The sequence below is a fragment of the Ruegeria sp. AD2(2025) genome (assembly GCF_056542385.1).
Genome location: NZ_JBQFZS010000021.1, coordinates 1 through 12,028 on the forward strand (window position 1 = coordinate 1; position 12,028 = coordinate 12,028).

The window sequence follows — 12,028 nt, forward strand, 5'->3', positions numbered from 1 at the left end:
GCTCGCGTAGCAACCATTGGTGCATATTTGCCAACCCATCTGTTGAGAGTGGCAGCGTCGACTCACACACCGCGTTCGGCCATGCGCGCGCACGCCAACTGCGTCATGCAAGGCAAATGCCAGTTAAAGCATCCGGATGGCGCCGATCTGCTCGATCGCCTCGTCAAAGAAGGCGCGATGCGGATCGAGCTTTCCCTTGGCCTTCGTGCGCTGGTGCTGCATAACCTTCCGCTCGGCGGCTGGATGTCTGGAGAGCGGGGCCTCGCCGCCCATTCTGGCAGGCAGCAGGAATCCAAAACACCCGTAGAAACGGCGCTGTCACGAGCCTGCAGCTGATGAACACTATGACTGGATGTGTCAACGACAACAACCTGGCGAAACCTACGACGGATGTGCGGAACGATTTTGAATTTGCTACCGGTCAGACAGTGGATGCAACTAAGCCACAAGCTCGGAACCTAGATGCTCATTACCTTTCAGATATTTAAGTAACCCGAAAAGCTGTTGAAAAAAACCCATACTCTAAAGCTCAACAGATCAATGAGTGCTGAGGTTGGGTCTTATGTTGAGCTTAGTGTTATTCGGGTTGGCGAGTGTCATCTATGAAGCAGGACATATGTGGACGGTGTTCCTTATAAGTTCTGAAGCTACATTAGCCATTCCGGTCCCGAGTACACCAAGTTTTTTCTTGGCCGTTATGACGATTGTGAAGCTTCTGAGCAATGTTCGCAATCGTTGTCAGAGCCCTGACTCCCCCCTTTCTAGATTGCGATCAAATCATAAGCGCCGTCCGGTTCAGAAAACCAGAGCTCTTCCCAGACTGGAGGATGGGCTGGTCGATCAATTGTTTCTTCGCACCCAATCCTTGGGATGTGGCCAATCACTCGATGAATGCCATAAGTCAATCGTCTCAGCGAGAATTGGATAGCAAATGTTGAAGCCCAAGGGTGATGTTTCCTCTGTGATTGGCAGGTTGAACAAACGATTTGGCCTGATTCAAAGACACATCATCACCATTCCGCCCGCAAACGCTGAGACCTACCCAGACGATCAAACACCTGGGTCGGATCAAATCAACTTTTCCATGGCAATAAAGGAGCTAATCATGTCGTTGGACATCTCTAAACTAAGTGAAATCAAAGGTATTCTGGGGGCGTGTCTGGTCGACAGTGAAACCGGCCTTATACTTGTCTCAGAAGGCGGTTCCAAGTTCGATTTGGAAACTGCAGGTGCCGCGAATGTTGAAGTTGTCCGTGCAAAGCTGCAAGCAATGGAGGCACTGAAACTCAACGATACAATCGAAGACATTCTGATCACACTGGGCAAACAGTTTCACCTGGTTCGCCCGTTGGAAAAGAGCCCCAACATATTTGTGTATGTCGCACTGGATAAAAAGGCTGCAAACTTAGGATTGGCACGACTGCAAGTCAAAGCGGTCGAAGAAACGCTGAGCCTTTGATCCGCGTCCGTTGCTAAGTGGATCCGGCCTTCTGGATATGGTTGGATCCATTTGACGGCGAGTTCGGTAACTCTGTGCGACGAAAACAACAGTGATGCTGAAGGTGTGAAAATGAAAATACTGTTTGCTGAAGATGACAGGAAGATCGCTGACTTTGTCAGTTCAGGCTTGCAAGAAAATGGCTTCAGCGTAGAGTGGTACGAAGATGGTCGAGATGCGCTGTCTTACTGCCTTTACAATGAATGTGATGCAATCATTCTTGATCGAATGTTACCAGGAATGGATGGGCTTTCAATTCTAAAGGCGCTGCGGGCTGCCCGAAAGCAAACGCCGGTTTTGTTCCTGACATCGATTGGAGATGTTGAGAACAGAGTTGAGGGGCTTACCGAGGGAGCGGACGACTATCTGGTTAAGCCCTTTCATTTTTCGGAGCTTTTGGCGCGTTTGCACAGCATTATCAAGCGACGCTCTGCAGGCGTAGCTACGACTGAGATTCACGTCCACGACTTATCGATGAACCTGCTTAACAGGGTCGTGAAACGGCAGGATTTGACAATAGACTTGTTACCTCGCGAGTTTTCACTACTGGAAGTACTGATGCGGAATTCCGGGCGGATCGTGACACGTACTATGCTTCTGGAGCAGGTCTGGGACTACAACTTTGACCCAAATTCAACTGTGATTGAGACTTACATCAGCCGGCTTAGGGCAAAGATTGACAAGCCCTTTGAGACGCCTCTTCTGCACACATCTCGAAATGTTGGGTACAGCCTCCATGCACCGCGCTAATATATTTTCCGGCGCCCCGTTCCGGACGGCTTGTTACGCAGCTTTGGTGGTCTGGATCATCACTGCTGTTTTTGGCTACGCAGCCTATATAGCGCTGGAAGACGAGCTCCGCTCCAATCTTGAGCAGCAAATTCTTGAAGAAGAAACTCTACTCCATGAAATTCTACTGGACGGTGGAGCAGAAGCGGTCCAGCGGGCAATCGAACACCTGAACAACCCTCACCGGACAGCGCTTCATATGATCGCCTTGTTCGACAAACACAATGCCGTGCTTGCGGGATCAATCGCTAAAACACCCGAAACGAATGGCTGGCACGAAGTGGATCCGGATTTCGTGGAGATTGGTGGGGCTGATCCTGTATATCTACTTCGCGCTTCCGAGTACCTTGGCTATCGCACGATCGTCGCACGTAGCCTGACATCACTCAATCAGGCATTAACAGTGCTTTCGGAAGGGCTATTGCTATTAACGCTTTCGGCAACTGCCACTGTTTTGGGGCTGGGCTATTACGTCAGCTCTCAGAGCTATCGCAAACTCAAACGGATCGAACACGCTCTCGATCTAGTGTCGCAGGGGAACACCGATATTCGGCTGCCGGTTTCCAGCGCGAATGACCAGATAGACCGGGTTTCCCGCCTGATGAACCACCATCTGGACAGATTGTCGAGCCTGCTTATCAGTACCCAAACAACGGCCGTCACAATTGCCCACGATTTGAAGAGACCCCTGTCTCATGCGTTTCTGGCACTGCAGCAGGTGTTTAGCGAAGTTGAGTATGGCGGAGACCCGAGACCAAAGCTCAACGAACTGGAATGCGAACTGAAGCGTTTGAGTGCCGTCTTCGACACGATCCTGAGAATATCGCGGATTGAGGGCAGTGGGCGTCAGGACCACTTTTCGACAGTTAATCTAACTGCGTTGGTAGAAGATATTGTGGAAACCTACTTCCCGGTGGCCGAAGATGAAGACAAGGCTCTGTCGGCGGATTTCAACACGGATACTGTCTTGATCCGCGGCGATGAAAGCATGCTTAAACAGGTGCTGGTCAACCTGGTGAACAACGCGCTTCGGTATTGTCCATCGGGCTCGTGGATCAGGGTATCTCTGGTGGCGACATCTGATTCTGTGGAACTGATCGTGACTGACAATGGACCAGGAGTTCCCAAACCACAGATCAGCAAGATCTTTGATGCCTTTTACAGAGTGGATGCCGCTCGATCCGAGGTTGGAAACGGGTTGGGTCTGGCGCTCGCGAAAGCGGTTGCAATACGCCATGGAGCAACAATCATCGCAGAAGACAATGAGCCGGGCCTAAGGGTTCGAATGAGATTTGAGCGGACCCCGATAGCCGCTTGAGTGCACATTGCACGAAAACTCCGCACCGGGCATTCGGCAACCCAAACAAACACGTAAGCCGTTTCTGGAACATAAGGAAATTCCATGACAAATAGAGCAATACACTTAACTACGACGATGTGTGCGTCTGTTGCTCATGCCGAAGAAACAGAGTTTAAATGCACATCGGTTGTATCCAGAGAAGAAGTTCAAGTCTTCCAGAACCGGGATCTCTCGGAAGCTTGCCTGATTGTTCAAGGCGCATAAGGCATGGCCTCAGTTGCACATGGACTGGATGGAGTGACATTCATTCATATCAAGTGACGAGGTCTGGGCCTAGGCGCTACACATTCTAATCATGATCTACGAGTTATCCACTCATGGGGCGACGGCAACCGAAGATCACGGACGCTGTTCAAAAAGTGAGTAGCTTCTTGTTCTCGCTCGATCACCAACGGAACAAAAGGTCAAAACCTTTCGAATATTTAAGATTAGTGAAAACTCGGTGAAATTTCCTCTGCACAAGATGTTGCCATGGTTGGAGCTAAAACAAAACACTCGGCTGAGGAAGCACTTGCACCCCTCCAAGGGGGTATCACCGGTACCGTGAACACACACGGGCCACTCACTCGTAAGCAAGCCGTCCTCGGCCTAAGCAGCGCTCCCCTCCACCCCCCTGGAAGGGGGCGCTGCAGGTTCACCAAAATCGGTGTTCTTCTGCGTCCCATAGTCTTGTTCAGAACCCGTTTGAATTCAACCCGAGACTAACCGGAGAGACTACTTGACAACTGCAGCAGTTTCCGTGGCCTAGACCGTTTCCTAATCAGAGTGAACAGAAACATGGTGAACATCGAATCTTATCTCAAGAAACACACGGAAGCTCTGGTTAAAGATGTTGGTCTCACAATCGCATGTGAAACCACTTGCAAGTCCAAAGCAACACTAGGCCGGTATTACTCCGACAATGCCGAGCACGTAGATCGGTTCATGCCCCTTGACACAATCGTACAGCTCGAAAGCTCTGCTAGTTATCCGCATGTAACTTCGGCATTGGCCGATCTGAAAAATATCAAACTCTCATATAGTGGGCACAACTCGATCGGCCCGCGTTCTGGAGGTGTGCATTCAGATGTTATCGCGTTGAGCCGGAGGTTCGGCTTACTGATAGCCGAATACCAAGTGTCGATTGAAGACGGAGTCATTACAGTGACCGAGGCCAAGCGTTTGCTGAAGGAAATAGCCCGTCTTCAGCGGGTTTTAATCGAAATGAAACTGAACCTTGAAGACGAATGTGTTAAATGATGCAAGTAATCCCCTATCCCGAAGTGTCAGTTGCGGCCGTAGTCGATAACCCCCTGCCCAATTGGGACACCGCTAACGCCAGTGAGGCCCCCCCAAACCTAAAGCTTAAAACGTCTCGGCAGTCGACGGCTTTGCTACATCAAACAAAGATCCGTGAGTGACATGGTCTTTGGCTTGTACCGGCAGGCGGTGCCAACAATAGTTGCCAGAAGCAGAATTGGGGAAAGGACCCTAAGAATATGGAAGTGTTTTGGAACGAAAATGACCGGATGCGCAATCTGGCGCAGGACGGCTGCGATTTTCGGGCGCTCAAGCTGTCCCAATGGCGCGACGGACAAACCTGCCCCACGGTTCAAAACCCTGCTGGCGAAACCCTCAACGTAACCATGATCCCGATTAACGGCGAAGCGCATGTGCTCTATTGGAAAGGGAGCTCTGTTGCGACGGGCCTTGTCCCGAAGAGATGCCCAAGGGCCCATAAATTACGCAAGGCAACCGAGGACGAAGTCGCGGCATTTCTGGAGGCCAAGGTCGCTATTGTGTAGAAACCACGCCAATCAGGCCGTCCTGTCTCCGCGATCACGGATTTGATGGGGCCTCCTCCTTTCTCGCCTCCCCGCGTTGACCCAGAAGTGGGACTAGGGAACTCCATAGTCTTGCAAAAAACGGTCTCAGTGCCATTTTCCTCAAAACTTGGAGATGCGATGAAAGTCAGCCTTTTCCCCGTGAACCAGACGCAGACCATCCTTTGAAAATCAGGTCGGATTAGTAAGGTGGAGCCGTTCACTGACCGGCTTTTTCTTCGAAGATCCCGTTAGTGTTGCGATCGCGGACAAGCGAACAAAAAGCACAAAAGAAAGCAGGAAAAGCCGATGTCCATAAACCTCTTCGGAGCCTTTCGTACCGATACGACAATGACCAATGCCGCGGCAGGCTTCGGTACATTTGGCTCAACATTTGAGATCAGCGCCTATAGCCAGATTACCATCACGGACGGCATAGATGGCACCATCGTCGATGGTGACAACGTCGTAAACGAGACTCCAAATGACCCAACCCAAACGTATCTGGGCAATGCGATTTTTTGGGACTACACAATTCAAATCAACGATGGCACCAACACATACGAGATTGGTATTGTTGACTACGATATCAACGGCGATGGAACGAGCAACGGTGTCAATGCCGAAGATGGTTTCTTCATTGCCTTCATTGGCGGATCGATCCCGCCACTCAACACAACGTTGACATTTGGGCCTATCCTAGACAACGGTCCCAACGTTGATGTTGACACACTTGTCCCATGTTTTACAGCGGGCACGAAGCTTGAAACGATCGATGGCCCCCGCCCCATTGAATCCCTCAGCGTTGGTGATGAAGTCCTGACATTAGACGATGGACCTCAGCGCATTCGATGGATTGGATCCCGGAGTTTGAATTCTGAAGACCTGACATTGAAACCCAAGTTACGGCCAATTCGGATAAACGCGGGCGCGTTGGGTGATGGGTTGCCCTGCCGTGACCTGCTTGTTTCGCCGCAACATCGAATGCTTGTCCGGTCACCGATCGCAAAACGGATGTTCGGTGATGATGAAATTCTAATACCTGCGCACAAGCTTGTCGCCTTGCCCGGTGTTTTCGTTGATGACAGCACTCAATCGGTCACATATCTACACGTGCTGTTTGACAATCACGAAATAGTCTTTGCAGAAGGCGCACCAACGGAAAGCTTGTTCACAGGACCAATGGCGTTGAAGAGTGTCGGCGAGGAAGCATATGAAGAAATTCTCTTTCTTTTTCCAGAGATTGCGTCACCAGACTACTCACCCACTTTAGCACGCTACGTCCCACCTAAAGGCAAACAGATGAGCAATCTGGTACGGCGCCATGCACAAAATCAAAAAGTACTGGTCGCATAGCTGTGATACAATGTCCTTATTTGTATCGGAATCCGGTCGGAATCACGTCAAGGTCGCTGCGACTCTTACCTTGTGACCCTTTGCAAAACGCTGCAACATCGTTCTGATTTTTGGCTCAACAATAATGAGGTAGATCATATGCTTGGGCAGTTTGAGATCTTCGAAGACAAGGCTGGGGAATACCGGTTTCTGCTGAAGGCCGGTAATGGCGAAATCATTCTGGCCAGTGAAGGCAATGTTCAAAAGGCCAGTGCGGAAAACGGTATTGCGTCAGTGAAGACAAATGCCCCCAATGACAACAGGTACGAACGAAAGGAAACCAAGTCGGGTGGATACATGTTTAACCTGAAAGCCAGCAATGGGCAGGTCTTCGGAACAAGCGAAAGCTATCCCAGCGCGTCCGCACGCGACAATGGTATTGAATCCGTCAAGCGCAACGCTCCTGATGCGCGTGTTGAAAATCTAACCTAGTCCAGACAACACACGCGGTTTGTGCCTATCGCCCGCCAGCACCGGAGGCCATCATCTTGATGGACCAAAGGCCAACCATGTACTAAATTTGGTTTTGTCGCAAATTTCTTGGAAGGCAACGTAGGTTGAGCAGGAGAGTCGATTATCCTGCCAATTGCGCAAACTGTTGAAACGGACGGAGTCCAGGGTGGATTGACCCGTTCGGATCATGTTGACCATATCAATCCCTGCGAGAGCGGATGCCGCTGAATCAAAAGATTTAAAGCCGAGCATGGGCCTGATCCTACGTTTGATAAAACGGTAATCCTGTTCAATAATGTTATTATCATGAATGAGCTCGACGCTCCAATCGGAGGTGTTGAAGGCCTTGATGTGAATTAGAATTGATCCACCGGGATTGGGGCGTTGGGAGCACGAATGGCGGGCAGGCCGAAGTATCTCATGAGCTGCGATCTCGGGTTATTATCTGATCACCCCTTCGACTTGCCCGGTTGCGCTGCGAGCGCGAATCCGTAGTTGTCGTGTGGCCCGCTGGCTCCTTTGGTTACTGACCTTGGAAAGGAGCCCATCATGAAGATAATTGCCCTTGATGTCCATCGCACTTTCGCTCAGGTGGCGATCCTGGAGAATGGCAAGATCCGGGATGCCGGTCGCCTCGAGCTTGAGCAAGCGCACATCCTGAAGTTTGCAGAGCGGCTGAATGTAGAGGACGAGGTCGTTCTGGAAGCGACAGTCAACACAAAGGCCATAGTGCGGCTGCTGTCACCCTTTGTAAGCCGTGTTGTCATCTCAAACCCACTGCTCGTTCGTGTCATCGCCTGGACCAAAGTCAAGACCGACAAGATCGATGCAAGTGTTCTGGCGAAGCTTCACGCCAGTGGCTTTCTGCCAGAAGTCTGGATGCCGGATGAAGAAACGGAACGGCTGCGTCGGGTCGTGGCTGAACGGGTGCAGCTTGTTTCCCAGATGACTCGCCTCAAGAACCGCATCCATTCGGTGCTGCATGCCAATTTGATCCCGCCGTACAACGCGTCTCTCTTTACTAAGCGCGGGAGGAAGTGGCTGGAGTCACAACCTGTCGCGCAAGACCAGCGCCGTGTCATCCTCCGCCATGCCGACGAGCTGGACCGCCTCGGTCTCGAGCTAAAACAGGTCGATGAAGACCTTGCGCAAACAGCGCTTCAGGAGCCGCGCGTGAAACAGATGATGACAATCATCGGCGTGAACATGATCGCTGCTTTGAGTGTTCTGGCTGCTATTGGCGATATCGGGCGCTTCCCGTCTCCGGAGAAACTCGTCAGCTATTTCGGTCTCAACCCCCGGGTGCGCCAATCGGGAGACAAAGCTGCCTATCACGGCCGCATCACCAAGCAGGGTCGGTCACATACGCGGGCGATGCTGTTGGAAGCAGCATGGTCAGTCTCCCGTACGCCAGGACCACATAGAGCCTTCTTTCGGAGGATCAGAGAAAAGCGAGGCAACCAAATCGCAGCGGTGGCAACAGCACGCAAGCTGACAGTGGTCATCTGGCACATGCTCTCCAAGGGCGAAGAATACATCTGGAGCCGTCCCGCTTTGTTGGATTGGAAGCTCAGAAAGCTACAACTGACGGCTTGCTACCCGTCTCACCGCGGTGGAAGAACGAAAGGCTCAGCTGCCGACTACAGCCTCAAATCAGTACGTGATCGGGAAAGAGAAGCTGTCGGTCACGCGGAAGCGGTTTTCCGGAGTTTCGTAAAAAAGTGGAAACAGAAGTCTCCGATGGCAAAGCCCGTCGCACCTCAGTAGCTCACCCAAAGACAAGGGCGCGGTGCATCAAAAAGTTCTTGTCAAATACATCCGTGAGGCATTTCCGCCTGACCATTTCGATCGGGAACGGGCAGCCATAGCTTTTGAGCATCTTGTTGATCGCCTTGATCCCAGCTGTATTGGCACCACTTTTGTCAATGACGATCTTGCGCGGTTGACCGTTCACCTCAAGCGCGCGGGCGAAGAACCTGGTCGCTGCGGCTTTATTCCGGCGCTCGGACAACATGAAATCTAGTGTCTTGCCGTGTTTGTCGATCGCTCGGTAAAGATAAACCCACTCTCCCTTCACCTTCACATATGTCTCATCCATGCGCCACGAATGGTCTGCGGGACGCTTTCTATACCGCACTGCTTCAGCAATGAGGCCTGCAAATCGGCCGACCCAACGATTCTGCGTTGCATGATCCAGTTCAACGCCACGCACCGCCATGATTTCTTCCAGATCCCAGTATGAAAAACCGTAGCGCAGGTAGATGAAAACCGCGTGCAAGATCACGTCTTTCGGAAAATGCGCCCCCTTAAATGAGATCGTCACCGCCTGCTCCTGTCCAGTTCCAGTGCGCGCTGCCAGAAACGCACTCTGACTGACAGGTAGGGGAGAAGTTTGCGACAAAACCAGACGGGACATGCCTTGCCCCATCAGAACTTCAACCTGCCGTAACTTCGAGACAATCTCTTCGGGCTTCGATCTCTTGTTTGCCATTCGTAGTCCTCCGTTTCCTAAACATAACGGTGGAACAGTTCAGTTGGGGAGGCTCTCACTCGTTATTTATCGGCTATGGGTCCAGAGTCCAGAAGGTCTAGTGTAGGCGTCATCGAGGAAGCATTTTTCTTCCGATTTCGATAAACAACCGAAAGCCAGATCTCGTTGCACGGAGGAACTACTGTTCATCCGCGATGGACAGGTCCAGCCAAATCTATGCGTACAAATGTTCGGATGGCCTCTCCAAACCATGGCGGGGCCGCGAATAACTAACCCTAGATCTCCCTACACATTCCAGTTACCATATATTAGAATTGATCTAAATCAAAGGATCAAATTGACGCCTGCCTCAATATCCAAACAACGCGCGACTTACTTTGGAGAATAAAATGTCCAGTAAACTGACGCTTGCATGTGCGATATTTGTTATCGGCAATCAGGCGGCCATCGCCAGCGAGTTGCGCGAGACCGCGCTGGAAACTTTCAAGCCACTGCCGTCCACCGTTCCGGCGGTAAAGGACAACCTGATAACGGATGCAAAGATCGACTTGGGTAAAGCGCTTTTCTTCGATCCCCGCATGTCGGCCTCGGGGGTCTTTTCGTGCAACAGTTGCCATAATCTGGCGACAGGCGGGGATGACAATCTGGAGACCTCGATTGGTCACGGGTGGCAAAGGGGGCCGCGCAATGCGCCGACGGCTTTGAATTCGGTGTTCAACGAGGCGCAGTTCTGGGACGGGCGAGCTGCTGATCTGGCAGAACAGGCGAAGGGGCCTGTGCAGGCCGGAGTGGAGATGGCGAACACGCCGGACAACGTCATCGCCACGTTAAAATCCATGCCGCAATACGTGGACTGGTTCGAAACGGCGTTTGCGGGCGAATCCGATCCAGTGACTTTCGACAACTTCGCCAAGGCCATAGAAGCGTTCGAGGCCACTTTGATCACGCCCGCACCTTTTGATGCCTGGCTGAACGGCGACGATAACGCAATGTCTGACGTCCAGTTGGCGGGCCTTGAGAAGTTCATGGATCTGGGTTGTTCTACTTGCCATTCCGGCATCAATGTCGGGGGGCACGGTTACTATCCGTTCGGCCTGATCGAAAAGCCGGGTGCCGATATCTTGCCCGCGGGTGACAAAGGGCGCTTTGCCGTCACCGAAACGGTCGATGACGAATATGTTTTCCGCGCCTCGCCGCTGCGCAACGTCGGCCTGACAGCCCCCTATTTCCATTCCGGAAAAGTCTGGAATCTGAAAGTTGCCGTTGAGATCATGGCTGAAAGCCAGCTTGGTGAAGAGATTTCTGATGAAACCGCCGCTGAACTGGTTGCGTTTCTGGACAGTCTGACTGGCGTCCTGCCGACGGTGACCTATCCGGTTCTGCCCGCCGAAGCCGCGACAACACCGCGCCCTTCCGGGGACGTTTTCTCAGAGTAACTGACAACCCTGCTCCCACACGGAAGAGAGGCGGGCACCACGTCTCTCTTTCGACACCTACCCGCATGTCTGTGTTGACGTTCTGTCCTTTGACAGACAACCGTCGTCCTAAAAGGTCCGCCAAGACTGGCACCGCAATAGGAATATCAGTCAAAGGATTTTAGGGAATTTTCACGGGTTTGTTGATTTTTTCAACACTGTTTTGAGGGAAACCGAGAAACGCTACCGCAGGAGATTTCTTCATGGCTCTTCCAATATGGAACGGCGCTGTTCTGTAACGGCTGGAAACCGCAGGCCCGCGCAATAACGTTGTGTCCGTCGTCAAGCATTTCTGATCCAAGAAGATCTGGCTCTACCGTTTCGACAGGGGGAAGCTCTGCAAAATATAGCGACACTTCAGCCGCTGCATGTAAGCCATGATCTATCCGGAGACACGGTATCGAAAACCTGTGCATCACTTGGAAAAACAAACCACGGCTGCGCACTTCGTGCAAACACGTGATGGGTGGATTTCAACCAGCTCGTATCATCAAGCGTACCCGGCTTCAGGCTAAGTTGGTCAGCCGCATTGCTGGCATGATGGTGAATCCGAGTGCCGCAATCTCGGTAAAAAGAGTTCGTAAAGAGTTGTCCGTGATCCGCCCGACGTAGAAAGTTTTTCAGTTCACCAGCAATGATTTGGGAATCACATGAATGAATGCGCATTGCCAGACCGCTGAGCCTCCCCAACTGAACTGGTCCACCGTTATGTTTAGGAAACGGAGGACCACGAATGGCAAACAAGAGACCAAAGCCCGAAGAAAT

The 12,028-nt window shown here is 51.7% G+C and carries 10 protein-coding genes and 3 pseudogenes; 10 read left to right on the top strand and 3 right to left on the bottom strand.

Annotation, left to right across the window (positions count from 1 at the left end; translation table 11 throughout):
- The 8 genes and pseudogenes from ACR1XV_RS21065 to ACR1XV_RS21100 form a co-directional block, all read left to right on the top strand.
- A pseudogene (locus tag ACR1XV_RS21065) lies at positions 1-336 on the top strand (hypothetical protein); the annotation flags it as partial.
- A gap of 595 nt (positions 337-931) precedes the next feature.
- On the top strand, positions 932-1,459 hold the full coding sequence (locus tag ACR1XV_RS21070; protein WP_480534953.1) for a hypothetical protein: 528 nt from the start codon (positions 932-934) through the stop codon (positions 1,457-1,459).
- Positions 1,460-1,570: 111 nt separating this feature from the next.
- Complete coding sequence (locus tag ACR1XV_RS21075) at positions 1,571-2,248, top strand: response regulator (RefSeq protein ID WP_480534955.1); 678 nt, start codon at positions 1,571-1,573, stop codon at positions 2,246-2,248.
- Between the two features lie 46 nt (positions 2,249-2,294).
- Positions 2,295-3,605 carry a HAMP domain-containing sensor histidine kinase gene (locus ACR1XV_RS21080; RefSeq protein ID WP_480534957.1) on the top strand — a complete coding sequence of 437 codons (1,311 nt, stop codon included), beginning with the start codon at positions 2,295-2,297 and terminating at the stop codon, positions 3,603-3,605.
- 819 nt (positions 3,606-4,424) lie between these two features.
- Entirely contained in the window at positions 4,425-4,886 is a 462-nt protein-coding gene (locus tag ACR1XV_RS21085) for a phage regulatory CII family protein (RefSeq protein WP_480534959.1), read from the top strand.
- 239 nt (positions 4,887-5,125) lie between these two features.
- Positions 5,126-5,431: a hypothetical protein gene (locus tag ACR1XV_RS21090; RefSeq protein WP_480534961.1), complete on the top strand. Its 306-nt coding sequence runs from the start codon at positions 5,126-5,128 to the stop codon at positions 5,429-5,431.
- Positions 5,432-5,758: 327 nt separating this feature from the next.
- The gene (locus ACR1XV_RS21095) at positions 5,759-6,805 is read left to right on the top strand and encodes a Hint domain-containing protein (RefSeq protein WP_480534963.1); all 1,047 of its coding nucleotides are present in this window, start codon (positions 5,759-5,761) and stop codon (positions 6,803-6,805) included.
- 138 nt (positions 6,806-6,943) lie between these two features.
- Positions 6,944-7,276 carry a YegP family protein gene (locus ACR1XV_RS21100; RefSeq protein WP_480534965.1) on the top strand — a complete coding sequence of 111 codons (333 nt, stop codon included), beginning with the start codon at positions 6,944-6,946 and terminating at the stop codon, positions 7,274-7,276.
- Between the two features lie 142 nt (positions 7,277-7,418).
- On the opposite strand, the pseudogene ACR1XV_RS21105 reads toward ACR1XV_RS21100, so the two are convergent.
- A pseudogene (locus ACR1XV_RS21105) lies at positions 7,419-7,600 on the bottom strand (DDE-type integrase/transposase/recombinase); the annotation flags it as partial.
- Between the two features lie 246 nt (positions 7,601-7,846).
- Between ACR1XV_RS21105 and ACR1XV_RS21110 the strand changes: the two are divergent.
- Positions 7,847-9,064: an IS110 family RNA-guided transposase gene (locus ACR1XV_RS21110; protein WP_480534967.1), complete on the top strand. Its 1,218-nt coding sequence runs from the start codon at positions 7,847-7,849 to the stop codon at positions 9,062-9,064.
- 34 nt (positions 9,065-9,098) lie between these two features.
- On the opposite strand, the pseudogene ACR1XV_RS21115 reads toward ACR1XV_RS21110, so the two are convergent.
- Positions 9,099-9,620: pseudogene (locus ACR1XV_RS21115) on the bottom strand (IS6 family transposase); the annotation flags it as partial.
- A 557-nt stretch (positions 9,621-10,177) separates the two neighbouring features.
- Here ACR1XV_RS21115 and ACR1XV_RS21120 point away from each other — a divergent pair.
- Positions 10,178-11,224, top strand: a complete 1,047-nt coding sequence (locus ACR1XV_RS21120) for a cytochrome-c peroxidase (protein WP_480534969.1) — start codon at positions 10,178-10,180, stop codon at positions 11,222-11,224.
- Positions 11,225-11,620: 396 nt separating this feature from the next.
- Here the strand turns inward: ACR1XV_RS21120 and ACR1XV_RS21125 are convergent.
- Positions 11,621-12,028: GFA family protein (locus ACR1XV_RS21125; protein WP_480534971.1), on the bottom strand; the 408-nt coding region annotated here is incomplete at its 5' end.

Bases quoted from the DNA above. Each gene is read 5' to 3' on its own strand.
- ACR1XV_RS21120 (WP_480534969.1), top strand. From the start codon at position 10,178: ATGTCCAGTAAACTGACGCTTGCATGTGCGATATTTGTTATCGGCAAT.
- ACR1XV_RS21090 (WP_480534961.1), top strand. From the start codon at position 5,126: ATGGAAGTGTTTTGGAACGAAAATGACCGGATGCGCAATCTGGCGCAG.
- ACR1XV_RS21110 (WP_480534967.1), top strand. From the start codon at position 7,847: ATGAAGATAATTGCCCTTGATGTCCATCGCACTTTCGCTCAGGTGGCG.
- ACR1XV_RS21075 (WP_480534955.1), top strand. From the start codon at position 1,571: ATGAAAATACTGTTTGCTGAAGATGACAGGAAGATCGCTGACTTTGTC.
- ACR1XV_RS21095 (WP_480534963.1), top strand. From the start codon at position 5,759: ATGTCCATAAACCTCTTCGGAGCCTTTCGTACCGATACGACAATGACC.
- ACR1XV_RS21085 (WP_480534959.1), top strand. From the start codon at position 4,425: ATGGTGAACATCGAATCTTATCTCAAGAAACACACGGAAGCTCTGGTT.
- ACR1XV_RS21100 (WP_480534965.1), top strand. From the start codon at position 6,944: ATGCTTGGGCAGTTTGAGATCTTCGAAGACAAGGCTGGGGAATACCGG.
- ACR1XV_RS21070 (WP_480534953.1), top strand. From the start codon at position 932: ATGTTGAAGCCCAAGGGTGATGTTTCCTCTGTGATTGGCAGGTTGAAC.